At 71.7% G+C, this 23,336-nt stretch carries 17 protein-coding genes and 1 pseudogene; 9 read left to right on the forward strand and 9 right to left on the reverse strand.

Going from position 1 to position 23,336, the window contains the following annotated elements; translation table 11 throughout:
• Positions 1 to 9 precede the first annotated feature (9 nt).
• From ABEA24_RS38200 to ABEA24_RS38210, 3 genes are read left to right on the forward strand one after another with little or no spacing between them, the layout of a single operon-like run.
• Positions 10 to 2,670, forward strand: a complete 2,661-nt coding sequence (locus ABEA24_RS38200; RefSeq protein ID WP_345437696.1) for an AAA family ATPase — start codon at positions 10 to 12, stop codon at positions 2,668 to 2,670.
• Between the two features lie 52 nt (positions 2,671 to 2,722).
• Complete coding sequence (locus tag ABEA24_RS38205) at positions 2,723 to 3,400, forward strand: class I SAM-dependent methyltransferase (protein WP_345437698.1); 678 nt, start codon at positions 2,723 to 2,725, stop codon at positions 3,398 to 3,400.
• Positions 3,397 to 3,816 (forward strand): spore germination protein GerW family protein, encoded by a 420-nt coding sequence (locus tag ABEA24_RS38210; protein WP_345437700.1) that lies wholly within the window; start codon positions 3,397 to 3,399, stop codon positions 3,814 to 3,816. The genes ABEA24_RS38205 and ABEA24_RS38210 overlap by 4 nt, the downstream gene beginning before the upstream one ends.
• 46 nt (positions 3,817 to 3,862) lie before the next feature.
• Here the strand turns inward: ABEA24_RS38210 and ABEA24_RS38215 are convergent, their stop codons facing one another.
• Positions 3,863 to 4,468, reverse strand: a complete 606-nt coding sequence (locus tag ABEA24_RS38215; protein ID WP_345438095.1) for a ClpP family protease — start codon at positions 4,466 to 4,468, stop codon at positions 3,863 to 3,865.
• Between the two features lie 98 nt (positions 4,469 to 4,566).
• Here ABEA24_RS38215 and ABEA24_RS38220 point away from each other — a divergent pair, with 98 nt between their 5' ends.
• Complete coding sequence (locus ABEA24_RS38220; protein ID WP_345437702.1) at positions 4,567 to 5,511, forward strand: LysR family transcriptional regulator; 945 nt, start codon at positions 4,567 to 4,569, stop codon at positions 5,509 to 5,511.
• On the opposite strand, the gene ABEA24_RS38225 is transcribed toward ABEA24_RS38220, so the two are convergent.
• The 5 genes from ABEA24_RS38225 to ABEA24_RS38245 form a co-directional block, all read right to left on the reverse strand.
• Positions 5,504 to 7,678, reverse strand: a complete 2,175-nt coding sequence (locus tag ABEA24_RS38225; protein ID WP_345437704.1) for a xanthine dehydrogenase family protein molybdopterin-binding subunit — start codon at positions 7,676 to 7,678, stop codon at positions 5,504 to 5,506. The genes ABEA24_RS38220 and ABEA24_RS38225 overlap by 8 nt on opposite strands.
• A complete protein-coding gene (locus tag ABEA24_RS38230; protein ID WP_345437706.1) occupies positions 7,675 to 8,637 on the reverse strand; it encodes an FAD binding domain-containing protein in 963 nt (320 codons plus the stop codon). The genes ABEA24_RS38225 and ABEA24_RS38230 overlap by 4 nt, the downstream gene beginning before the upstream one ends.
• Positions 8,637 to 9,236 (reverse strand): (2Fe-2S)-binding protein, encoded by a 600-nt coding sequence (locus ABEA24_RS38235; RefSeq protein WP_345437708.1) that lies wholly within the window; start codon positions 9,234 to 9,236, stop codon positions 8,637 to 8,639. The genes ABEA24_RS38230 and ABEA24_RS38235 overlap by 1 nt, the downstream gene beginning before the upstream one ends.
• Position 9,237: 1 nt before the next feature.
• Positions 9,238 to 11,274, reverse strand: a complete 2,037-nt coding sequence (locus ABEA24_RS38240) for an NPCBM/NEW2 domain-containing protein (RefSeq protein WP_345437710.1) — start codon at positions 11,272 to 11,274, stop codon at positions 9,238 to 9,240.
• 226 nt (positions 11,275 to 11,500) lie between these two features.
• Positions 11,501 to 12,136, reverse strand: a complete 636-nt coding sequence (locus tag ABEA24_RS38245) for a TetR/AcrR family transcriptional regulator (protein ID WP_345437712.1) — start codon at positions 12,134 to 12,136, stop codon at positions 11,501 to 11,503.
• A gap of 138 nt (positions 12,137 to 12,274) precedes the next feature.
• On the opposite strand from ABEA24_RS38245, the gene ABEA24_RS38250 reads away from it, so the two are divergent.
• Together ABEA24_RS38250 and mca are read left to right on the forward strand one after the other, a co-directional pair.
• Positions 12,275 to 13,699 (forward strand): MDR family MFS transporter, encoded by a 1,425-nt coding sequence (locus ABEA24_RS38250; RefSeq protein WP_345437714.1) that lies wholly within the window; start codon positions 12,275 to 12,277, stop codon positions 13,697 to 13,699.
• 382 nt (positions 13,700 to 14,081) lie between these two features.
• Positions 14,082 to 14,960: a mycothiol conjugate amidase Mca gene (mca, locus tag ABEA24_RS38255; RefSeq protein WP_345437716.1), complete on the forward strand. Its 879-nt coding sequence runs from the start codon at positions 14,082 to 14,084 to the stop codon at positions 14,958 to 14,960.
• 317 nt (positions 14,961 to 15,277) lie between these two features.
• Here the strand turns inward: mca and ABEA24_RS38260 are convergent, their stop codons facing one another.
• A complete protein-coding gene (locus ABEA24_RS38260) occupies positions 15,278 to 17,269 on the reverse strand; it encodes a zinc ribbon domain-containing protein (RefSeq protein ID WP_345437718.1) in 1,992 nt (663 codons plus the stop codon).
• A gap of 226 nt (positions 17,270 to 17,495) precedes the next feature.
• Between ABEA24_RS38260 and ABEA24_RS38265 the strand changes: the two genes are divergently transcribed.
• Both ABEA24_RS38265 and ABEA24_RS38270 read left to right on the forward strand, forming a co-directional pair.
• The gene (locus ABEA24_RS38265; protein WP_345437720.1) at positions 17,496 to 17,933 is read left to right on the forward strand and encodes a hypothetical protein; all 438 of its coding nucleotides are present in this window, start codon (positions 17,496 to 17,498) and stop codon (positions 17,931 to 17,933) included.
• 356 nt (positions 17,934 to 18,289) lie between these two features.
• Positions 18,290 to 21,025, forward strand: a complete 2,736-nt coding sequence (locus ABEA24_RS38270) for a type 1 periplasmic-binding domain-containing protein (RefSeq protein ID WP_345437722.1) — start codon at positions 18,290 to 18,292, stop codon at positions 21,023 to 21,025.
• An 8-nt stretch (positions 21,026 to 21,033) separates the two neighbouring features.
• On the opposite strand, the pseudogene ABEA24_RS53795 reads toward ABEA24_RS38270, so the two are convergent.
• Together ABEA24_RS53795 and ABEA24_RS38275 are read right to left on the reverse strand one after the other, a co-directional pair.
• A pseudogene (locus tag ABEA24_RS53795) lies at positions 21,034 to 21,201 on the reverse strand (DUF6098 family protein); the annotation flags it as partial.
• 182 nt (positions 21,202 to 21,383) lie between these two features.
• A complete protein-coding gene (locus tag ABEA24_RS38275) occupies positions 21,384 to 22,574 on the reverse strand; it encodes a Ppx/GppA phosphatase family protein (RefSeq protein WP_345437724.1) in 1,191 nt (396 codons plus the stop codon).
• A gap of 107 nt (positions 22,575 to 22,681) precedes the next feature.
• Between ABEA24_RS38275 and ABEA24_RS38280 the strand changes: the two genes are divergently transcribed.
• Entirely contained in the window at positions 22,682 to 23,065 is a 384-nt protein-coding gene (locus tag ABEA24_RS38280; RefSeq protein ID WP_345437726.1) for an RNA-binding S4 domain-containing protein, read from the forward strand.
• Positions 23,066 to 23,336 lie beyond the last annotated feature (271 nt).

The following is a 23,336-nucleotide window of genomic DNA, read 5'->3' on the forward strand; positions in this document are numbered from 1 at the left end:
AGGATTGTGGTGCGGCTGCCGGAGCATCTGGAGCTACTGCTCACCGACGAGCCGGTCCTCGACGTCTACCCGTACGGCCCGTGGCGCGTGCCCGACGGGCTCTTCGAGGAGATCGCCGACCGGATCGACGGGCTCCTCGCCGATCCACGCTGCGCGGATCTCACGACCGACGCTCACAAGCTGCTGACACTGCCCGCGTCGCTGGTCGCGGCGGACCTGTACCTGATCATCGGTTTCCTGCCCGGCGTGAGCGCGATCCGGGTGGGTAGCCGCTGCCAGCTGCACGAACGCCTGCTCGGACGGCACCTCAGCGATCCGGCGCCGCTGACCGAGCTGAACACCAAATGGCACACCTCGACCAATTCCTGGCGGCCGCCGCTCGACTGGCTGATCGAGGTACCGGACCGCGATCTCGCGATCCGGCTCGCCCGGGACAGCCTCGCCGTGCTCGAGGGGATCGAGCCGCTGGAAGGCAGGCGCCGCGCGCTGCTCCGGCTGTACGACGACCCGCCGGGCTGCGACGTCGACCTGTCCAAGAGCGAACTGCGCGCGCACTGGGCCGCGCACGCCGATGACGAGATCCTCGCCGAGGTGCCCGAGCTGGCCGGGCCGGTCGGCTACCTGGAATGGGTGTGGTCCGGATTCCAGGCGGCGCATGACCACCTGTCCGGCGTGGTGCGGCGCTCTCGAACCGTGGGTACCCACCTGAGCCACCTGCTGATGCAGTGCGGCCTGGACCGCGTGCCCGTGGAGCTGTCCGTCGTGCTCGGCGACGACCTCTACAAGGAGGTGCGGGCGCGCTTCTGGCGGTATCGCGACGGGTTCCGGGCCGGTGCGTGGCAGGAGGAGGTCCGGCTCTGGCTCGCCGAGGCGCTGGTCGAGGGCGCGGCCGACGCCTGCCGCGCCTGGCTCGACATGGCGACCCGGTTCGTGGCCTGCGTCCAGGGCCTGCCCGGCGAGGCGCAGCGCGGCGGTCCGGACTACACGCCGATCGACCAGTTCCAGCGCGACCTGCGGCGCCTGTACGCTCCCCGCCGCCGCGTCGTCAACCCGCTCGCCACGAAGCTCGCGAACGACCGGAAGGGCCGACCCGCCGCCCGCGGCGAGGCCGCCGCGGCTCCCGACCTGGCCACCGGCCTCGTCGGCCAACCCGAGCTGACCGCCCTGCTCCAGGAGATCACCGGCGGGAGCTCGACCGTACGCCTGCTCGTGGCCGGGCCGGAGGGCACCGGCCGGCGTCTCGCCGTGCAGGAGCTGGCGAAGGCGCTGGAGCTGCCCCGGGACCCGCTCTGGCTCACGCACAACCTGTTCGCGGGCAAGCCCCTCTTCGAGGCCGCCGCCAAACTGCACGCCGACGTCCGCGACTGCGCCGGGGATCGGCTGCTGGTCATCGACGGCCTGGACGAGTTCGCCACCGAGGCAGGCAACGGCCAGGCGCTGATCAGCGAACTGCACCGGCTGCTGGCGGTGCACGAGGACGTCCACCTGGTCGCGCTCTGCGGCGAGGCCGGGGTGGAGCGGCTCCGCGATGCCGACCCGGCCCTGCTGAACCGGTTCCGCGTCGCCCGGACCCGGCCGTTCACGGCCGACGAGTACGCCGAGCTGTTCGACCGCGAGGTGCGCCGGCGCGGTGCCCGGCCGTACAAACGCGCCCGGGAGGCCGCCGGGGAGCTGCTCGCCGTGACGCCGCCGACGCAGACCCTCCGCAACGCCCGCCTCGTGGCGCACCTGGCGGACCTCGCGGTCGAGTCCGCGCGCGACCGTACGGAGCCGGACGCCGGGCTCGTCGTCAAACGCGCCGACGTCCCCCGCGCGTTCGACGCCTCGGGTGCCGACGACGACCCGCTCGCCGAGCTGCAGGCCCTCACCGGCCTGGAGACGGTCAAAGGGGAGATCGGGCTCCTCATCGCGATGACGCGCGCCGAGAAGCTGCGCGCGGAGCAGGGACTGGGCGGTACCGCTCCGACGCGGCACATGGTGTTCACCGGCAACCCCGGCACGGGCAAGACCATGGTGGCCCGGCTGCTGGCCCGGATCTACAAGAAGCTCGGCGTGCTGTCCTCCGGCCACCTGGTCGAGGCCTCCCGCGCGCACCTCGTGGGCGAGTACATCGGCCAGACGGCCCCGCGGACCCGCCGGCTGGTCGAGCGGGCCATGGGCGGCGTGCTCTTCATCGACGAGGCCTACACGCTCACCCAGCCGTCGTTCAAGAGCGACTTCGGCCTCGAGGCCGTCGCCGAGCTGGTCAAGCTCATGGAGGACGACCGGGACGACCTCGTCGTCATCGTCGCCGGCTACGAGCAGGAGATGGCGGACTTCCTGACCGCCAACCCCGGTCTGGACTCCCGGTTCCCCAAGCAGCTGCACTTCGCCGACTACACCGACGACGAGCTGTGCGCCGTGTTCGAACGGCTCGCCGCCGACGACGGCTTCGTCCTCGCGCCGGAGGTCGGCGACGCGCTGCGGGCCCTGCTCCGCCGTACGGCGCGCGGTCTGTCGTTCGGCAACGGACGGTTCATGCGCAACCTGCTCGACGCCGCCGTCGCCCGCCAGGCGCAGCGCGTCACCGGCCTCGACGGGCCCTCGCGGACCGACCTCGTCACCCTGTGCGCCGAGGACCTGCCGTCCCGTCCCGCGCCCGCGGATGAGAGGTTCGGCCTCTACCTGTGACGGGCGGCCATGGGTCACCATGGCAGCCAGGGACCCTGGGTAGAGGGGGACGATGAGCATCATGGCCTCGGGCAGCACACGGCACCCGATCTTCGCCCGGTTCTACGCGAAGGTCGCCGGACCCGCCCTGGACAGGGCGGGCGTCGCCGAACACCGTAAGCGCCTCCTGACCGGGCTGTCCGGGGAGGTGATCGAGATCGGCGCGGGCAACGGCCTGAACTTCCCGTACTACCCGGCCGAGGTGAGGCGAGTGGTCGCCGTCGAGCCCGAGCCACAGTTGCGCGCCCTCGCCCGGGAAGCCGCGCGCGCCGCGCCGGTACCGGTCGAGGTCGTCGACGGCCGCGCCGAGCAGCTCCCGGCCGCCGACGGCTCTTTCGACGCGGCCGTGGTCTGCCTGACCTTGTGCTCGATCGCCGACCCGGGAGCCGCTCTCGCCGAGCTCTACCGTGTGCTGCGGCCCGGTGGGCAACTGCGTTTCTTCGAGCACGTACGGGCCGGCTCACCCGCCATGCGCCGCGTCCAGCGCTTCGTGGACGCGACCTTCTGGCCCCTGCTGTGCGGAGGGTGCCACACCGGCCGCGACACCCAATCGGCCATCACCGCCGCCGGCTTCACCCTCACTGAAGTGGACCGTTTTCCCTTCCCGGCCACCAAGATCCCATCCCCGGCGGCCACCCATATCCTCGGCACCGCCACCCGCGAGCACTCCGACCAGGCAGGACCACAATGACCGACATCGAAAGCGTCCCCGAAGCCGCCGTCGAGGCGGCGAGCGACACCGCCGAGGCGGCCAGGAGCCTGCTGGAGCGACTCGCCGACCGGCTCGGTGGCAAGGCATCGGTGACCGCCGTCTTCGGCGAGCCCGTCGTCAGTGAGGGCGTGACCGTGATCCCGGTGGCCCGAGCCGTCTACGGCTTCGGTGCCGGAGCGGGGCGCGAGACCGGACCCGCCAAGACCGGCGCGGGCGGCGGAGGGGGAGGCGGTGCCCACGCCAGGCCCCTCGGCTTCATAGAGATCAAGGACGGCACGGCCACCTACAAGCCGATTCGCGACCCCTGGACGGACATCGTCCTCCCCGTGTCGCTGGCCCTTGCCGGCGCCCTCGCGCCGAGACTCGCCCGCGCCATCGGCCGGCGCCGCCGCTGACACACAGGACCCGGCCTAGCGTCGCGCCACGGCCTCGTGACCACGGTCATCGGGGGAGCACCTGGTCGGCGGAGCGTACGACGTGGTCGACGAAGCCGTACGCGCGGGCCTCCTCGGCGGTGAAGTAGCGGTCGCGGTCGGAGTCGGCCTCGATGCGCTCGACCGGCTGCCCGGTGTGGTGGGCGATGCGCTCCAGCATGAGGTGCTTGACGGCGCGCATGTGCTCGGCCTGGATCCGGATGTCGGCGGCCACGCCCCGGATCCCGCCGGACGGCTGGTGCATGAGGATGCTCGTGTGCGGGAGGGCGTAGCGCTTGCCGGGCGTGCCCGCGCACAGCAGGAACTGGCCCATCGACGCGGTGAAGCCCATCGACAGCGTCGCCACGTCGTTCGGGATGAACTGCATGATGTCGTAGATCGCCAGGCCGGCCGTCACCGAGCCGCCGGGCGAGTTGATGTACAGGTGGATGTCGCGGTTCCGGTCCTCGGCCGACAGGAGCAGCATCTCGGCGCAGATCCGATTGGCGATCTCGTCGTCGACCTCCTGGCCGAGCACGATGATGCGTTCGCGGAGCAGCCGCTGGAAGACCTGCTCGCCCATCGGCGGCGCGGGGGGCGCCTCGGCGGTACGCGAGGCCGGTTCAAAGAGCATCTGGGTCATGGCGTCAGGAAAGCGGCGGCTCAGAAGCCACGTCCAACAACTTCTCGCGCGGCTTTGACAGCCGACGGTTGTTGATCGAGGCTTTTCGCGTGGAACCCGATCTCCAGGGGATGCGGGCGTTCGTCGTCACCGCGGAGGAACTGCACTTCGGCCGGGCCGCCGCGCGGCTCTTCCTGACCCAGCAGGCGCTGTCCAAGCGCATCCGCCGGCTGGAGAACGCCCTGGCAGTGCCGCTTTTCGAGCGCACCACACGCCGGGTCGCGCTGACTCCGGACGGCCGGCGGTTCCTGCCGCTCGCCCGGGACGCCGTCGCCGCGTACGACACCGCCGTCGCCGCCGTCCGCGACACGTCCGCGCCGCTGCGGGTCGAGGTGTTCGCTGAGCGCTTCACGCCGCTGCGGATCCTGCGCGAGGCGGTCGGACGGACTCCGGGCCTGCGGGTGGAGCCCACGATGCGGCAGGGCCTGGCGACCGCGCTGCCGGCCCTGCTGGGCGGCGAACTGGACGCGGCGTTCGGCCGGGTGCACGACCTCGGCCGGCCCTGGCCCGCCGAGCTCGACCACCGTCCCGTGCACATCGAGCCCCTGCACGCCTTCGTCGACGAGGCGCATCCCCTCGCCGGCCGAACCGTCCTGCGGCTTCCCGACCTCCGGGAGGCGGGGATCGCGATGCCCGACCCCGGCGGCGCCGAGGAATCGCGCGGCTATCTCCTCCGGCTCCGTGACGAGCTCGGCGTCCCCGTCCGGTTCACCGAGCTCGCGATCGGGGTCCGGGACTACGGGGAGCAGATGCGGCGCGAGACGCGCGCCGTGGTGCTCGGCGAGGCGGGCATGGACATGCCGCACGACCCGCGCAGGCGGCAGATCCCGATCGCGGGACCGGTGCCGCTGCACGTGTGGTCCATCGCCTGGCAGCGCCGGAACCGCGATCCGCGGTTGCGGAGACTCCTCGCCGCGCTTCCCGTCCCCTCCGTTCCCGACCCCGGCGACGAGCGCGTCTGGATCCCCGAGGCCGACCGCGCCGCGCTCAGGTGAGCAGCTTCTCCAAAGTGATCGGCAGATCGCGGATCCGCTTGCCGGTGGCGTTGTGGACGGCGTTGGCGACGGCGCCGGCGGCTCCGACGATGCCGAACTCCCCGATGCCGCGGGCGCCGAGCGGGCTGAGCAGCGTGTCGGGGTAGTCGAGGAAGCGCACGTCGATCGGCGGGACGTCGGCGTTGACCGGGACGAGGTACGACGCGAGGTCGGCGTTGGAGATCCGGCCAGTGGCCGGCTCCAGGCGGGTCTCCTCGAGGAGGGCGTGCCCGATGCCCATGACGACGCCGCCGACGATCTGGTTGTGCGCGGTCTTCTCGTTGACGATCCGGCCGGCGTCGAGGACGGTCAGCCAGCGGGAGACCCGCGGCTCGCCGGTCCAGGCGTTCACCCGTACCTCGCAGAAGTGCGCGCCGAACGACCGGAAGCCGTGGGTCTTGTCCCCGTTCTTCGGTGACGTCGCGGTCGCCTCGACGCCGGGGACGTCCAACGAGGTCAGCAGCGAGCCGAACGGCACGGACAGGTTCCCCGCCGTCAGCCGGCCGTCCTCGAACCGGACGTCGCCGGCGGCCATCCCGTGGAACGGGGACCGCTCGTCCTGGACGGCCAGGGCGATCATGGCGGTCTTCGCGGCGTCCGTCGCGAGCTGGACGGCCGGGCCGTTGGTCGAGGTCGAGCCGGAGCCGCCCGCGTTCGCGGCGACCGGGGAGGCGGAGTCGCCGAGGTCGGGCCGGATCCGCGCGACCGGGATGCCGAGGGACTCGGCGGCGAGGATCGCCCACACGGTGGACTGCCCGGTGCCGAGGTCGGCCCCCGTGCCGGACACCACGGCGGTGCCGTTCGCCAGGAGCCGTACCTTGACCGACGCCTGTGCGCGCGACGCGCCGTACGTCGCCGTCGCCATGCCCAGCCCGACGAGCCAGTCGCCGTCGGTGACCGCGCCCGGCGTCGGGTTCCGCCGCGACCAGCCGAACCGCTCGGCGCCGATCCGGTAGCACTCGTCGAGGTGCTTGCTGGACCACGGCACCCCGCTGCTCGGCACGACGGGGGAGTCGTTCTTGCGGCGCAGTTCCAGGGGGTCGATGCCGAGCTTGACCGCGAGCTCGTCCATCGCGCTCTCCAGCGCGAAGGAGCCGTTCGCCTCCTGCGGCGCCCGCATGATCGTGGTGACCGGCACGTCCAGCGTGACGACCTTCCGGCTCACGTGGATGTTGGGCGAGGCGTACAGCGACAGGCACAGGTTGGCGACGGGCTCGTAGAAGGAGTTCGACGCCGACTTACTGGAGACGCCGTCGTTCTTGATCGCGGTGAGCGTGCCGTCCTTCCGCGCGCCGAGCGACACGGTCTGCTGCGAGGCCGGCCGGTGCCCGACGACGGTGAACGCCTGCTCCCGCGTGAGGACGGTCTTGACCGGGCGGCCCAGCGCCCGGGCCGCGGCGGCGGTCAGCGGGGTGTGCGCCCAGATGCCCCACTTGTTGCCGAAGCCGCCCCCGACGTACGGGTTGCGGACGTGGATCTTGGCCTTGTCGATGCCGAGCGCCTCCGCGATCCGGTCGACGACCAGGATCACGCCCTGGGTCGCCGTGTAGAGCGTCACGTGGTCGCCGTCCCAGGCCGCGACGGTCGGGTGCGGCTCCATCGCGTTGTGGTTCTGCATCGACGCGGTGTACGTCGCGGAGATCGTGACCTCGCTCGCGTTCAGGGCGTCGTCGATGGAGCCGACGCCCGGCGCGAGCACCTCGGACACCGGTGACCCGCTCGGCGGGTCCGCCGCCGAGGGGAGGCCGTCCCGGAAGGAGGCGGCGGGCGTCTTCGCGTCGTACCGGACCTGGATCAACGCCGCCGCGTCCCGGGCCTGCTCGAACGTCTCGGCCACGACGAGGCCGATCGCCTGGCCGAAGTAGCGGACGTTCGCGTCCTGCAACGGCGGGGTGAGCTCGTCGTTCTGCTCCTTGGTGTAGCGGTACAGCTTCAGCGGCTCGAACGGCGTGTACACCGCGAGGACGCCGGGCGCCTTCGACGCGGCGGCCGTGTCCATGCTCACGATCGTGCCGCGTGCGACCGTGCTGGTGACGAGATAGCCGTACGCGAGGCGGTCGAGGCGGTTGTCGGCCGCGTACGTGGCGGCGCCGGTCACCTTGAGCCGCCCGTCGACCCGGTCCGTCATGACCGTGCCTCCAGGCTCATGAGGGCGCGGACGATCGTGCGCTTCAGCAGCGTCACCTTGAACGCGTTGCCGGGCAGCGGCCGCGCGCCGTCGGCTGCCGGCGCCGCGGCCGCCTCGAAGGAGGCCCGCGTCGGCGGCTTCCCCCGCAACGTGGCCTCGACGGCGGGCAGCCGCCACGGCACGGCGCCGACGCCGCCCGCCGCGACCCGCGCCTCGCGGATCACGCCGCCGCGCACGTCGAGCGCCACGGCGGCCGAGGCGAGCGCGAACTCGTACGAGCTCCGGTCCCGTACCTTGACGTAGGTCGAGTGGCGGGCCCACGGAAGACGTGGCACGACCACCTCGGTGATCAGCTCGCCGGGTCGCAGGTCGTTCTCGACCTGAGGAGTGTCGCCCGGCGGCCGGTAGAAGGCGGCGAGCCGCACGAGGCGCTCGCCGGCGCGGCTCACCAGGCGCACCGAGGCGTCCAGCGCGACGAGCGCCACGGCCAGGTCGCTCGGATGGGTGGCGACGCACGCGTCACTGGTGCCCAGGATGGCGTGCGTGCGGTTGTCCCCGGTCAGCGCCGCGCAGCCGCTGCCGGGCTGCCGCCGGTTGCAGGCCGTGTGGACGTCGCGGAAGTAGCCGCAGCGAGTGCGCTGCAGCAGGTTGCCGCCGATGCTCGCCATGTTGCGCAGCTGCGGGGACGCGCTGAGCGCGAGCGCCTCGGCGATCACCGGGTACACGCGGGGATGCCGGGCGACGTCGCTCATCCGCTCGAGCGCGCCGATGCGCAGAGCGTCCCGACTGATCCCGTGCAGCGGCAGGCGGTTGATGTCGATGACCTGCCCCGGCGTCAGCACGTCGAGTTTCATCAGGTCGACCAGTGTCGTGCCGCCGGCGAGGAACGCCGAGCCGGGCCCCGCGAGCCGCAGCGCCTCCGGCAGCGTACGGGCGGCGGTGAAGCCGAACGCGCGCATCAGTCCGCCTCCCGTGCCTTCTTGATCGCCTCGACGATGCCGGGGTAGGCGCCGCAGCGGCAGATGTTCCCGGACATCGCCTCGCGGATCTCCTCGTCGGTCCGGGCGTGGCCCTCCTTCAGGAGGGCGGCCGCCGACATGATCTGGCCGGACGTGCAGAACCCGCACTGGAACCCGTCGCACTCGACGAACGCCCGCTGCACCGGGTGCAGGTCGTCGCCGTGCGCCAGGCCCTCGATCGTGGTGACCTTCCGGCCGTCGGCCGTCGCGGCCAGCGTGAGGCAGGACAGGACGCGCCGCCCGTCGACGTGTACCGTGCACGCCCCGCACTGCCCCCGGTCGCAGCCCTTCTTCGTGCCGGTCAGGCCGAGCCGCTCGCGCAGCGCGTCCAGGAGCGTCACGCGGGGGTCGACGTGGAGCTTCTCGGCCTTGCCGTTCACCGTGACCGCGATGTCGACGGCGCCGTCCTCGGCCGCCTGGGCGGACGGGCCGGGGACGGGGGCCGAGGTCAGCACCACCCCGGCCGACGCCGCCGCCGTCGTCCCGAAGAAGTTGCGTCGCGACAGGCCGCCGTCGCCGCGGGTCTTCTCGCCGCCCATGTCAGCTCCCGCAGGTGAGCACGGGGATCGCCCAGTCACCGCGGTCGTAGCTGTTGGTGTCGCCGCCGATGGTGGTGAGGATCCGCAGGTACGACGCGCCGGTCAGCCCGCCGGACAGGTGCACGGCGCCGTCCTGCCAGGTCCGCAGGCCGCTGTCGGCGACCTTCGTGCCGTCGGCCCAGATCTCGAACGTCACCGTGCTCTGACCCGCCACCGTCCGGGGGTCGCGCTCGTCGTCCACGCCCACGTCGGCGGTGAGGGAGCTGCACCGGCCGTTCAGGTAGTACACGATCTCGGCCGGCGCGTGGGTGCCCAGGCCCTTGGCGTACACCGTGCCGTTGATCGTGAGCGGCTTGCCGTCGCCGGGCTTGGCGCCTCCGTTGGACATATTGTGCTCGACCGGCCCGTACCCGTTGCGGGCCGTGGCCCAGTCGTCCGCCCCCAGGTCGGTCGTCCCGCCGGGCACGGGCTTGGGCACGACCAGGTCCTCGGTCAGGGACAGCCTCGTTCCTGGCAGGCCGTACGACAGGCGCGCGGTGAGCGACCGGGCGCCCGGGGACTCCGACGCCGGCGGCGTGACGCGCCAGCGGCTCTTCAGCGTCGCTCCGGTGCGCAGGATCGCGGCGCCGGTACGGCCGACCGGCTGGGCCTTCCAGCCGGTGGGCAGGTCGAGGGACGGCCGGGCGTTCAGCATCGGCGCGCGGCCGAGGTTGGTCGTCGTGACGTCCGCGGTGACGGTGCGCCCGGCCGGGGTGATGGTGCCGGGGATGCCGGTGACCGCGGAGGGCAGGTCGAGCCCGAAGGCGGCCGCGGGCGGCTGGAACGCCCAGGCCCGGGAGTCCCGCCGGACGCGGTACATGACGGTGCCATGCGGCGGCACGACCCCGGAGACGGCCCCGGCGGTCTCGGCGTCCTTGTGCGCCCACAGGTCCCGCAGGACGTACGCGGGCCGCTTCGGCAGGCCCAGCGCGCTCGCCGTCGTGCCGAAGGTCGCCGTCGTGTCGGTCTCGTTGAACAGCGTGACGGCGACGTCGCCGTTCTTCAGCGGCTTGGCGAGCACCCAGTGCCCGTTGTCGCCGGACAGGACCGTCGCTTGTATGCCGAGCGGGTCCTGGTCGACGGCGATGACGTCTCTGTTCTCCAGGATGCTCAGCGTCTCCGGGGTGGCCTTGCGCAGGTCGGTGCCGATGAGGAGCGGCGCCGCCATGATCGACCAGAGACTGAAGTGCGAGCGGTACTCCCGGGCGGTCATCCCGCCGTTGCCCACCTCCAGCATGTCCGGGTCGTTCCAGTGCCCCGGACCGGCGTACGGCGCGAGCGACACGTTCTGCTTGAAGATGGTGAGCAGGGAGGTCCAGCTGTCGCTGATGTCGCCGGTCGTGCGCCACAGGTGGCCGACGTCCTTGCCCCACTCCCAGGGCTTGTTCTGGCCCCACTCGCAGAGGCTGAACACGATCGGCCGGCCGGTCTTCTTCAGCGCGTCGCGCATCTTCGTGTAGCGCTCCAGCGCCGGCCGGTCCTGGTTGTTGCAGTTGTCGTACTTGAGGTAGTCCACGCCCCAGTCGGCGAACGTCTGCGCGTCGACGTCCTCGTGATCCAGGGCGCCCGGCATGGTTTTGGCGCAGGTCTGCGTCCCGGCGCTGGTGTAGATGCCGAGCTTCAGGCCCTGCTTATGGATATGGTCGGCGACCCACTTGATGCCGTGCGGGAAGGTCTGCGGGTTCGGCACGAGACGTCCGGTCTGCGGGTCGCGGTCGTGGGCGGCCCAGCAGTCGTCGATGTTGACGTACGTGTAGCCGGCGTCCTTGAGACCGGAACTGACGAAGTAGTCGGCGGTGTCCGTGATGAGCTTCTCATCGACGTTGCAGCCGAAGGAGTTCCAGTCGTTGAAGCCCATCGGCGGGGTCCTGGCCAGCCCGTCGTCCAGCGCGTGGGCGGGGGTGGCGGTGGTCACGGAGATCGCCAGGGCGGTGGATCCGGTGAGGAGGGCCAGCCCGAGGAGGGCGGCCGACAGGCGGCCATGGGTACGGCGGGGCATGCGGGAGACTCCTTCGCCGTCGGCGGAAGGTCTGGAGGCTGGCCAAAACATAGGATCTATTCGCCCGAATGGTCAAGAATCCTTACTTGGCCGCCATCGGCCCGATCTCCGGTGTTTTCCCGACTCGGCCCGCTGATTCTTCGCTGTCGTGGCGAGAGAGATCCGACCTGTCCTCCGAGGTCTGCTCGCTCTTTCGGCCCGTCAGGTACGCGGGGACGCCGCGGCGTCAGCGCACGGCGTAGCCGCCCAGCGCCGGTTCGAGGACGTCGAACGTCCGCCGGGCGGCGTCGCCCAGCGCGGCGGCGATCGTCTCGTGGTCCTCGCCCGCCAGCGTGCGGCGGAGCACCTCCTGGAACAGCACCCGGTGGACGGCGGTCAGCTGTGCGGCCGCCGCCCGGGGCATGATGTCGTCCGGACCGGCGCCGGTCTCGGCGGCGAGCGTCTCGGCGAGGGCGTTCTCGCGCTGTTCGTGGATCTCGCGCAGCCGGGCGCGCAGCGCGGGACTTCCGGTGATCATGCGGACGAACTCCGGGCCGGAGAAACCGATCGCCGCGTCGTGCCGGTCGAGGTCCGCGAAGTAGCCCCGGCGCAGCGCGGCGAGGGCGGACTCGCCGGCGGCCCGCTCGGCGACCGTACGGGCCGGGGCGGCGACGATCTCCTCGTGCAGGTCGAGGATGAGGTCCTCCTTGCGCGGGAAGTGGTTCGTCACGGTCATCTTCGCGACACCGGCGGCCGCCGCGACCTCCGCGATCGTCACCTCGTCGAACCCGCGCTCGATGAACATCCGCGTCGCGACGTTCGAGATCTCCTGGCGGGTCCGCCTCTTCTTCAGTTCCCGTAGCCCCAGCGTGTCAGCGCCCATGAGCCCATCCTAGGCAGCCCGGTGTGCTCGACCTAATTTTAGGATTGACCTATTTATTGGTCACGCCTAACGTTAGGTCCGACCCAGTTATCTGCTTTGGAGGGGTACTTGCTGATCCAGCGCGCGCCGGGACCCGGCATGAAGACGACCGCGGCGGAGGCGCGGGCCGCCCGCCCGGGGAGGGAGCCGCTCGACCCGGCGTTGCTGCGCATGGGCGCCGTCCTGACCCTCGGGGCGATCCTCGCCGGGCTCGACGCGACGATCGTGAACGTCGGCATCGACGCGATCGCCCGCGACCTGCACGGCCGGCTCTCGGTCGTCCAGTGGGTGTCCACGGGATACCTGCTGGCCATCTCGATGGTGATGCCGCTCTCGGGCTGGATGACCGACCGCTTCGGCGGCACGAGGATGTGGATGATCTCCGTGGGGCTGTTCGTCGCCGGCTCGGCGCTGTGCGGCCTCGCCTGGTCGACGTCCGCACTGATCGCCTTCCGGGTCCTCCAGGGCATCGGCGGAGGCATGATGCAGCCGATCGGGCAGTCGATCATGGCCCAGGCGGCCGGTCCGTCACGGATCGGCCGGGTGATGAGCATCCTGATCATCCCGGTGTCCTTCGCGCCGGTCATCGGGCCCGTGCTCGGCGGCCTCATCGTGGCCGACCTCGACTGGCGCTGGATGTTCTACGTCAACCTGCCGGTCGGCGCGATCGCACTACTGCTCGCGGCGCGCGTCCTGCCGAAGGACGCCCCGCATGCCGCCACCCGCGTCCCGTTCGACGTGCTGGGCCTGGTCTTGCTCTCGCCAGGCCTGGCCGCCCTCGTGTACGGGTTCGCGGCGGCCGGCGGTGCCGGCGGCTTCGGCACCGGACGCGTCGTCGCCGCCCTCACCGGCGGGGCGACGCTGCTGACCGCGTACGGGGCACACGCCCTGCGCCGCCGGGTCACCCCGCTCGTCGACCTGCGGCTGTTCGCGCGGCGCGGCTTCGCCGCCGCCACGTCGAACTCCTTCCTGCTCGGTGCGTCCCTGTACAGCTCGATGCTCCTCCTGCCGCTCTACGACCAGCAGGCCCGGCACGCGAGCGCCATCGAGGCCGGACTGTTCCTGGCTCCGCAGGCCCTCGGCACCGCCCTGGCGTCGTTCTTCGCCGGGCGGCTGTCCGACCGGCTCGGCCCACGCGGCGTCGTCCTCGCCGGGATCGCCCTCGCCCTCACCGGCACCGCGGTGTTCACCCGGCTCGGGACAGACCCCGCCGGCCCGCTGCTCGTCCTGTCGCTGCTCCTCCGCGGCGTCGGGATCGGCACGATCATGGCGCCGGGGATGGCGGCGGTGTACGGCAGCGTCGAACGGCACGAGGCACCCCGCGCGGCGAGCGCCCTCAACGTCGTCAACCGGGTCGGCGGCTCGATCGGCACGGCCGTCTTCGCCCTGATCCTGCAGAGCCGGCTCGGACACTACCCGGCGAACCCCGCCGCGGCGTACGGCGACACCTTCGCCTGGGCCCTCGGCCTGACGGCGTTGTCGATCATCCCCGCCCTGTTCTTCCCCGCCAAGCCCCGCCCCTGACCCCGTACCCGACCGCAGAGAGGAGTGCCATGAACCTGCGCGTGACCCGATGAGCCCCGGCCCCGCTGACCCGACGCCGAGAGAGGAGAGCGCGTGAACCTGCGCGTCACCTGATGAGCCCCGGCCTCGCTGGCCCGACGCCGAGAGAGGAGAGCGCGTGAACCTGCGCGTGACTCGATTAGCCCCGGCCCCGCCGACTCGACGCCGAGAGAGGAGAGCCCGTGAACCTGCGCGTGACTCGATGACCGCCGCGCCCGCTGACCCGACGCCTGGAGAGGAGAGCCATGAACCTGCGTGTCACTCGATGAGCCCGGCGGCCACCGGCCGCGCCCCCGACCGCGGGCCCGCACGAGATGCGGGCCCGCCCCCTTCAAGGAGACCGGTGAACCTGCGCATCACCCCGGACGAGACGCCGCGACTGCTGACCGTGCACGCCCACCCCGACGACGAGTCCAGCAAGGGCGCCGCGACGCTGGCCCGCTACGCCGCCGAAGGCGTCGACGTCCTCGTCGCCACCTGCACCGGCGGGGAGCGTGGCGACGTGCTCAACCCGCGACTGGACCGGCCCGAGGTGCGGAGGAACATCGCCGAGCTGCGGCGCGCCGAGATGGCCGCCGCGCGCAAGGTGCTCGGCGTACGGCAGCGGTTCCTCGGCTTCGTCGACTCCGGTCTGCCGGCGGACGGCGAGCCCCTGCCCGACGGCTGCTTCGCACGGCAGCCGCTCGAGGACGCCGCACGCCCGCTCGTCCGCCTCATCCGGGAGTTCCGGCCGCACGTGGTCATCACGTACGACGAGACCGGCGGCTACCCGCACCCCGACCACATCAAGACGCATGAGGTGACGGTGGCGGCTTTCGACGCGGCCGGCGACCCGGAGTGGTATCCCGAGGCGGGCGTCGCCTGGCGGCCGCGCAAGCTGTACTACCAGGCGGCGTTCTCCCGCGAGTGGTTCCAGACGCTGCACGACGCGATGACCGCACGGGGGATCGCCTCGGCGATGGCAGCGGTCCTGGACGAGTGGCCGGACACCGCGCCGAAACTGGAGCTCACCACCCGCGTGACCTGCGCCGAGTATTTCGCCGTACGGGACCGGGCCCTGCTCGCGCACGCCACGCAGAGCGACCCGGACGGCCCGTTCTTCACCCATCCCCGCGACCTCGAACGCGAGGTGTGGCCGACCGAGGACTACCACCTCGCGCGCTCCCTGGTCGAGGTCCGGCTCCCCGAGGACGACCTGTTCGCCGGCCTCCGCCCCCCGTGAACGCCGCGACTGGACGGTGAGGCCAGCCGGACGTCGCGGGCCGGGGAGCATGGCCGCTTCCCGCTCCGCTGGGGCTGGCGGGTCCCGTCCGGCGCCGCCGGACCTGAAGCTCGTCTCTGAAATACGGGTCATGAGCCGTGGTCGGTGGAAGCCCCAGCTCTTACCCGGTAGGTCGACATCCGGATCGCGGACCCCAGATCTAACGGCTCCAGGGCCTCACCACCTTGGGCGACGCCGATGACGACGGTGCCTGAGGCGCGTACAAGGTGATCCTCTCGGGCTGGCAGAGCGTCTCTGATCAGCTTAGGGATCCGTAGTCATGTTGAGTTTGTGACTGGGGGATCTGTCCACCGGGGTGGGGTGGCGTGGGCGTGCAGGTGGAAGCCTGCGCCCAGTGCCGCCCCCCGCGGCCGGTGTCGTGGGCGGTCCCGGCGGGTGGTGGTTGAGCTGATCGTGTGCACGGGTGTGCGCACGCCCTGGTACCGGCAGGCCGCGCGGGACGGCTTGTGGTCCGTGTGAGCGTGTCCCTCCGGACGCTGACCCGCCGGCCTTTGGGGGCCGGGGGTGGAGGGTGCCCTGCGTCGCCTGGGCGCGGGGCGTGGGGTTCGGCGCGGGGTGGGACCGGTCTTGGACCGGTCACCCCCGCTGGCCTTGGGAGCGGCGGTCGGGGTGATGACCGCGCCCGCTTCGAGCGTGTCGATGACGCGGCCGATGGCCATGTGGCCGGTGGCGCGGTCGACGACGGTGGTGTTGTGCTGGTGCGCCAGGCCACGGGCGGCGATGCGCCGCCACGCGCCGTGGTCCCGGTCGCCCTGCCAGCCACAATCAGGGTCGGGGCAGATCGCCCACTTCCAGCCAGGTGTGGTGGGGCGGTCGGGTGCCTTGCAGTGCCGCAGTGGCAGCAGGCAGTGCGGGCATTGCTTGGAGGTGTTCTTCGGTGGGACGGTGACCACGGCGATGCCGACCTCGGCGGCCAGGTGCCGCATGTTGTCGGTGATCTGTCCGCGCACGGCTTGGGACAGGCGCGTGTTGAGGGTGCGGCCCATGCCCTTGGCCTCCATCGACCGCAGATCCTCCACATAGATCACGCTCGCGCCCGCCGCGATCGCCTGATCCACCGCCCACCGCGCCGCCGACCAGGCGAGTGCGTCGTTCAGGCCCGACCGGCGGTCGGCGACATGCCGGCGTTCGGCCTTCAAGACGGCGTGCTTGGCGGCCAGGTGGTGGTCCTCGTTGCTGCCGATGAGGTGGGCGTAGGTGTCGGTTTTGGTGTGCAGGTGTTCGCCGTGGCGGCGAAGCCGGTGCTGGCGGGCCATCACCCCGGTGGCTCGGAACATCGCTCCGGCCCCCAGCGCGGTGATACGGCCATCGGGATGCAAACGGCAGGCTCCGGCGCTGAGCAGGGTGTTCAGGCCCCAGTCCACGCCCAGCGCCGTCGTGTGACCCTTCCGTTCGGCTTTGGGAACGGCGTGGGAGAACGACAGATCCGCGCGTACTTTCTGGCCCTGCGGGCGGAGTGTGGGCAGGTGCAGCACCGCATCCGGCGGGACTGTAGGCGGCAGCGTGACCGGGCAGGCTACCCAGGACCAGTTGGCGTAGGAACGCGGATCCGGGCGGGTCGGCAACTGCACCCGCAGCAACACTCGCGCTGGGTCGTCGTCGGCGCGTTGCAGGGTGGCCTGCTGCCGGTCGACGGCGGCCAGCACCAGCATCCGCGCCACGCGCGGCGCATCTTCCAGGTCGAACACATCGACCGGAAACCGCCCATGCTCGTTGACGAACGCGGTGATCTGCCGTGTGCGCGCCTTGATCACGCCGGCGGACAGGGACCGGCCGTCGGGGATCGCCTCGCGGACGGCGTCCCATTCGGCCGGCGTGCGCTTGTCCGGATCGGCAGGCCAGGCTTTGAGAACCCCGGCGGCCATCTCGGCCCGGTGTTGGGCACCGCGCAGGGTCCGCCCGGCTTGTTCTTGAGCCATCCGCACGATCCGGTCATTGACCCGCACCCCCTCAGGCACGATCACGCCCCAGCCCAGCCTCCGCAACGCCATCCACGCGTTCGACGGCAAGACGCGGCCCGCCTCATCCACCCCGCCGGCCAGCACGGCCACATCACCGGCATTCCAATGCGTCGCCAGCAGACCGGTGGTCATCCCCGCGACCAGGTCCGCGGCAAAGCCCACCCGCTCGGCCACCACCCGCGCCGTCAGTGCCTCACCCGTCCGCTCATCCACCCCACCACGCAACAGCACCCGAGCGGACGCGGTCCGGGCCACCTGACCAGCGGCCAGCGGTAGTTTGCGGCTCATGCGACACGACCGGATGACATGCGACCAAGCATGTACGCACAGTAGCGATCCGTATCGGTAGTCCGCTCGATGATTCGAAAATCTGAGCGAGATCAGCCGCTCAGGGTGTCGATCACCCACCAGCGAAGCACCATCGAACGCACCCCGCTTCGCCACCTGAGCAACCACAGCAACCCGGCACCCTCCAGCGACCGCTGCGTAACATCACGGATCCCTAAGGAAACCCGTGAGCCTTGTCGCCGGCGAGTACTTCAGCCATGAGACCCCGAACCTGCACGGCCGCCTGCTGTGGTACTCCTTCGGCAGTGACTACCTGCTGAGCGCGACCTCCGGGACCGTCCCGGTCGCCGCCTCGTACCGGAGCTATGTCGGCGACGTCCAGGGCGTCCTGTCCTACGGCGGGGTCTGGTACGTATCGCACAGCTGGCTGGACGCCCGCGGCGGCGTCTGGCGCCAGACGACGTCGGGCGGGAGTGCCGCCTCCTGCAGCCTGTCCGGCAGCACGGCGCACCAGTGCTGGGCCTGGCATCCCGAAGGACTGACGTACGACTACGCCACCGGTCTGGTCTGGGGGCAGACCGAGTGGTCCAGCACAGAGTGCGCCGCGCAGTCCCAGACCTGCGGCCGGATGGTGTTCGCCACCCCGCGCACCAGCCTGCCCTGAGACGCGGATCCCGCCCGCGTCCCGTCGCGGCGCGGGCGGGCACCGCCGGGCACTTCGACCGCGCCGGGAAAGGGACATTCGCCCAACGCGGGCCGGAAGCGGACCTCCGCGCTGCGGCGGATTCCTCGGCCGTCACCGCAGATATTGATCACTGTGATTTGCGTTGAAAGCCCTAATTGAGGAATTTATGGGCTTATCGCGGTGTGGGTTTGATAACGATCGGACTTTCCGTTCTCGCGCGTCGGTTATTCGATGTGATCCTGGCCTCTCTTCGGCATGGCGCCGTGGCCGCCGAATGATCAGCTGTGAACGGCGGAAAAGGACGATCAATGAGCGGTCGGCCGCAGGATGGCGACGTGGGGCCCGACGATCGGCCGAGCGGGGTGCTGGCCGGCTTCGTCCGCCTGGTGGATCTCATCGAGACGCTCGTACGGCACACCGGGCGGGCTCCCCGCCGCATCGAGCCCCTGCCGGTGACCCGGGGCGAGTGGCGAATGCCGCTGCTGTGCCTCGTGAGTCCTCTCGGCGCCTCTTCGCCGGTCGAGGTCCTCACCGACCGGTTCGAGAGCGGGACGCGGCAGGTGCCGCACACGGTCATCCCGAACCCGGCGGACGACGTTCGATCCCTGCTGCACCAGGCGTACGAGGGCCTGTCGGCGCGACGATTCGGCGGTCCGCCCCTGCGTTTCCGCCACTACGGACTCATCAAGCGGATCATGGACGTGGACCTGTCAAAGGCCGAGGTCGAGAAACGGCCGCGAGAGCTGGCGCGCAGGTTAGGACGCAGTCTCTGGACCCGGCCGCGCGAGGCGGGACAAGTGGCGACCGGCTCGCTCGGACTGGTGTTGTGGATCTCCGCGGCGCTTGTGCCCATGATGCTGCCCCTGCTCGTCACGGGCCGGATGCGATGGTTCATGCGCCAGCCGTTCCTGGCTCCCCGGCTGGCGGGCGGCCTCTTCGGATTCTTCGCCTTCGCCGTACGGCTGACGACTCCCGCCCGCCGATCCGAGGACGGCGAGCAGATCGACCGGCTGCTGGTGCACGCCTTCCTGGAGGACCTGCGGACGGCGTACCGGCACCGGCCGTGGCGACCCTCCCGTTGGCGGCGCACCACCTACCCCGTCCTGCTGCTGGATCGGATCGTCCCCGGCGACGCCGCGTACGACCTGCTGCGCCTCGTGAACACCGTGCGCAACGAGACCGGCGAGTCCGACCCCCTGTTGATCATCAGCCACGGCGGCGAGGTGCCGCCCGGCGGGTCGCGGCCGGAGGACGAACCCCACCGGGTCGTTCGGCTGGAGGACGTGGGTGACGTCTTCCGGGTGTGGCATGGCTCGGTCACGGAGATGCGGCAGGCCCGGGACGACACCGCCTGGTACGTCCCGATCGAGATTCCACCGGCCGACCTGGGCGCGATCCAGCCCCGGCTTCCCCGTATCGTGCCGCCGCCGGTGCCGCTCCGGGCCCGCCCGGCGATCTGGATCGCGCTGGCACTCGTGCCGTGCCTCTGCGCCGGCACCTGGTACGGCCTCGACCAGCGGCAGGAGCATCAGCGGCATGAAAGGGCGGTCGCGATCGCCGCCGAGCGGAGACGCGACCTCATCCAGGCGCACTGCTACCCGGTGAACACCCGCGGCCGGCGGATCGCGGTGACCCTCGAACAGCGCGAGTGCATCGGCTACAGCGACAGCGACGGCCTGGTCTTCGGCGACAACCAGAAGACCGTCGCCATCCAGAAGACGATCTTCGAGCAGAACCGCTATGCGGAACAGGGATGGGCGGTCAGGAACGACCGGCCCTACGCCACGCTCGTGTACCTCAACACGCTGACCCGACTGGATCCGCTTGCGGACGACGAGACCTTCGTCGCCGAGCGGGAAGGGCTCGAGGGCGTGGCGACCGCGCAGTACCGCGCCAACCTTGAGGCCGACAACGATCCCGCCAGCCCGTACGTCCGGATCATCGTCGCCAACGCGGGGCAGGAGGCGAGACAGGCCGATCAGGTGGTGCGCATGCTCGAGCAGCTCATCGCCGGGGACTCGACCGTGCTCGCCGTAGTGGCTCCGGTCGACAGCCGCCGCAGCACGCAACGCGCCCTCAGGGAGCTCGAACGCATCGGCCTTCCGACGGTGACGCCGACGACCTCGGCGGACGGCATCTCCGGCGGTTCGAGCCTGTACCTCCAGCTGGCGGCGCCCAACATCGATCAGGCCCGGCTGGTGCATCACTACGTGACCGAGGTGCTGCACCGCCGCGGTCTCGTCAACTACTACACGTTCGGCGTGGCGGGTCGCAGCGGAGAGCAGGACGACCTGTACGTCCAGACGCTCCGCGACGACCTGAAGAGCCTGTTCAAGGGCGACTACGCGGACCAGTTCTGGAAGAACGGCACCTCGGTGCGCGACATCTGCGCGCGGAGGTTCTCCGGGGTGGTGTTCTTCGGTGGCCGCTACTCCGAGTTCGGCCCGTTCATCCAGCAGGTCTACTCCGAGTGCAGTCAAGATCTCCCGGTCATCGTGGCGGACGACTCGGTCGGCCGGTACATGGCCAACGTGCCCGCCCGCGCGACGGCGCCGACCAACCTTCCGGTGATCTTCGCGGTGAAGGGACAGCTCGCCTCCTGCCCGATGCTCGAGAAGGCGTCCGACTCGGAGCGGCAGTACTTCCTCACCGACCTCAGAACGCAACGGTCCCGCTGCCGCGGCGACAACCCGCAGGGGATCGGAGACGACCCCGTAGGCGGCTGGACCGGCCTCTCCTACGACGCGGTCCGCATCGTGGCCAAGGCCGTCAAGGACATCGCGGGCAGTCGCCCGACCAGCACGCACTGGGATCCGCGCCAGATCAGTCCGCAGCTCGTCTACCGGCAGGTCCGGCAGTCGGCCGACCAGACCCCCTATCCCGGAGTCACGGGACCGATCCGCTTCGACCGGTACGGCGTCGCCGAGGACAAACGCCTGTCCCTGCTGTGCGCCCCGAACGTCTACCAGGTCTACCGGAAAGGCAGCGATATCCCTCGCGAGGTCGACCGGATAGGAGTGGGCTACCGCGACGATCCGCCGCTCAGGTCCGGAGCGTGCCACGCGAATTGATCCCCGCTCTACCCGAGGCCGCTGGAGCGGGTCGCGGCCGACCTCGAAACGGTCGTGGTAGCGCTGCTCCGCCTCTTCCAGCAGGTCGTCGCCGAGCGCGGCGGCCGGAAGTCGGCGATGAGGGGCTCGTGATCCGGCCCGGAGTCGCACACCCGGCCGGTCAGGACCCAGGCGTACCGGCCGGCCGGGTCGCGAACAGGCCGGCATCCGCCGCGGTGGGTTCGGCACCTGGTTCATGCACTGCGAGGCTCGGCGGCCTCCGGGCCGCCGGGCGAAATTCGTGGGAGCCGGCGGGAACAAACGGCCCCGAGGGGGCGGTTAAACCTCTCGTGGCCGGTGTGCCTGGTGTCCCCGGGCCTCATCTATCGCCTTCGCGGACTACCGTTCGGCTGGAGCCGCGTTGTGCATTTCGCCGAGAGGCGACCCGCACACCGGTACACACATCGAGGGCCCTGCCGGGCGACGTCCCGGCGGGGCCCTCGTCCTGTTCACCGCCGCGGTCCGCGGCCCTCCCGGTCGCAGCGCCTGCGATCACCTGGCAGGCGCCGGTGTCCGCGACGGAGTGCAGGCGCGGCCGGTCGGCGCGGAGCGGCCGTACTAGATGCGCGATGTCGTCCGTCCTGTCGACTCCGGCCTCGAGCCGTTGCAGCCTGCGCAGCGCGATGCCCTCGCGCAACGCCCAGGGACAGACGTCCAGACGGCTCAGGCCGAGGGCACCCATGATCTCGTCGGCGACGATGGCGCCGGCGAGGATGTGGCGGGCGCGGGACCGCGAGATGCCTCGGAGCCGGGCACATTCCGCGCTCGTCAGCCTGGCCAGGCGGGGGATCCTGCGGCGAAGCCCCGCCCGCTCCAGCACCTGGCGGCCGTCCGACTTCTCCCCGTCGCAGAGCCTCGCGAGCTGAGCGAAGATCTTCGAGGTGGCGACCGCGTGATGGCCGGACGACCCGTCGGTGAGCCGGTCGACGCCGTAGGCGGCCAGCCGGTCCGCGACGTGCGCGCGGAGCCGCTCGACGTGCTTGCCGCGCGGAGGGTCGCTGGGCAGGTGGTCCCGCGTGAGCCGGCCCGCGCCCAGCGGCATGGACAGCGCGGCGTCCGCCTCGGCGCCGTCCCCGGTGGCGATCTCCATCGAGCCGCCGCCGATGTCCGCCAGCACGATCGGCCCGACGGACCAGCCGTACCACGCGCGTACGGCCAGGAAGGTGAGGCGAGCCTCGTCCTGGCCGGACAGGTACCCGGGCTCGACGCCCGTCTCCGCGGCGACGCGATCGAGGATCTCCTCCCGGTTGGCGGCGTCACGGATCGCGGACGTCACGAAAGGGATCAACTCGACGGCGCCGACGCGCGCGGCCTCGCGCGCGGTCGCGGCCACCGACGCCACCACCCGGTCGACCGCCGCGTGGCCGATCCGGCCACCGACCGTGATCGACCCGGCCAGCCGCGTCGGCTCCTTGACGGACACGACCGTCCGGATCGGACCGCCCGGAACCAGGTCCACGACCTTCAGATGGGCAGCATTGGACCCGACGTCCAAGATGGCGGTGCGCATGCCGCCTGACTACCCGGTTGGCGGCGAGTAATGCATGATGCCCGGTTCACGCGGTGCCGAAACAACCGTTTCGGCGCCGCCCCGCCGGCCCGGGTAGGGTCTGTCCCATGGCGGCGGATCAGGAGACCGTACGGGTCGATGTGTGGATCTGGTCGGTACGGCTGGTGAAGACCCGCTCGCTGGCCACGGCCGCCTGCCGGGCCGGTCACGTGCGGGTCAACGACGAGCGCGTCAAGCCGGCCGCCGCCGTACGGCCCGGTGACCGGGTGCGGGTCCGGCTCGCCGGACGGGAGCGGATCGTCGAGGTGCGGCGCGTCGTACGCAAGCGGGTCGGCGCCCCCGTCGCCGTCGAGTGCTACACCGACCACAGCCCGCCGCCGCCCCCGCGCGCGGCCCTGGTCCCGATCGCGCGGCGCGAGCGCGGCGCCGGACGGCCCACCAAACGCGACCGGCGGGAGATCGAGCGGCTCCTCGGCCGCCACCGAGGCTGAACCGCCCCGCCGACCGGCGTCAGTGCGCACCGTCGGCCCGTCTCAGCGCGCACCGTCGGCCCGTGTCAGCGCACACCGTCGGCCCGTCGGCCCGTCGGCCCGTCGGCCCGTCGGCCCGTCGGCCCGTCGGCCCGTCGGCCCGTCGGCTGGCGCTGCCGCACGCCGTCGGCTCGTCGGCTGGCGTGAGTGCGCGCGGTCGGCCCTGTCGGGCCCGCGTCCGCGGGCGCTGATAGCGCGTCGGCCCGCGTCAGCGCACACCGTCGGCCCGTCG

Source organism: Actinoallomurus vinaceus, from assembly GCF_039542055.1.
In the GTDB taxonomy this organism is placed as follows: domain Bacteria; phylum Actinomycetota; class Actinomycetes; order Streptosporangiales; family Streptosporangiaceae; genus Actinoallomurus; species Actinoallomurus vinaceus.

Excerpts from the sequence above, each read along its gene's own strand:
- ABEA24_RS38215 (WP_345438095.1), bottom strand. The coding sequence starts at position 4,468 with ATGCTCTTTGAACCGGCCTCGCGTACCGCCGAGGCGCCCCCCGCGCCG.
- ABEA24_RS38275 (WP_345437724.1), bottom strand. The coding sequence starts at position 22,574 with ATGCGCACCGCCATCTTGGACGTCGGGTCCAATGCTGCCCATCTGAAG.
- ABEA24_RS38280 (WP_345437726.1), top strand. The coding sequence starts at position 22,682 with ATGGCGGCGGATCAGGAGACCGTACGGGTCGATGTGTGGATCTGGTCG.
- ABEA24_RS38230 (WP_345437706.1), bottom strand. The coding sequence starts at position 8,637 with ATGCGCGCGTTCGGCTTCACCGCCGCCCGTACGCTGCCGGAGGCGCTG.
- ABEA24_RS38240 (WP_345437710.1), bottom strand. The coding sequence starts at position 11,274 with ATGCCCCGCCGTACCCATGGCCGCCTGTCGGCCGCCCTCCTCGGGCTG.
- ABEA24_RS38235 (WP_345437708.1), bottom strand. The coding sequence starts at position 9,236 with ATGGGCGGCGAGAAGACCCGCGGCGACGGCGGCCTGTCGCGACGCAAC.
- ABEA24_RS38225 (WP_345437704.1), bottom strand. The coding sequence starts at position 7,678 with ATGACGGACCGGGTCGACGGGCGGCTCAAGGTGACCGGCGCCGCCACG.
- ABEA24_RS38205 (WP_345437698.1), top strand. The coding sequence starts at position 2,723 with ATGAGCATCATGGCCTCGGGCAGCACACGGCACCCGATCTTCGCCCGG.
- ABEA24_RS38210 (WP_345437700.1), top strand. The coding sequence starts at position 3,397 with ATGACCGACATCGAAAGCGTCCCCGAAGCCGCCGTCGAGGCGGCGAGC.
- ABEA24_RS38250 (WP_345437714.1), top strand. The coding sequence starts at position 12,275 with ATGAAGACGACCGCGGCGGAGGCGCGGGCCGCCCGCCCGGGGAGGGAG.
- ABEA24_RS38260 (WP_345437718.1), bottom strand. The coding sequence starts at position 17,269 with ATGAGCCGCAAACTACCGCTGGCCGCTGGTCAGGTGGCCCGGACCGCG.
- ABEA24_RS38245 (WP_345437712.1), bottom strand. The coding sequence starts at position 12,136 with ATGGGCGCTGACACGCTGGGGCTACGGGAACTGAAGAAGAGGCGGACC.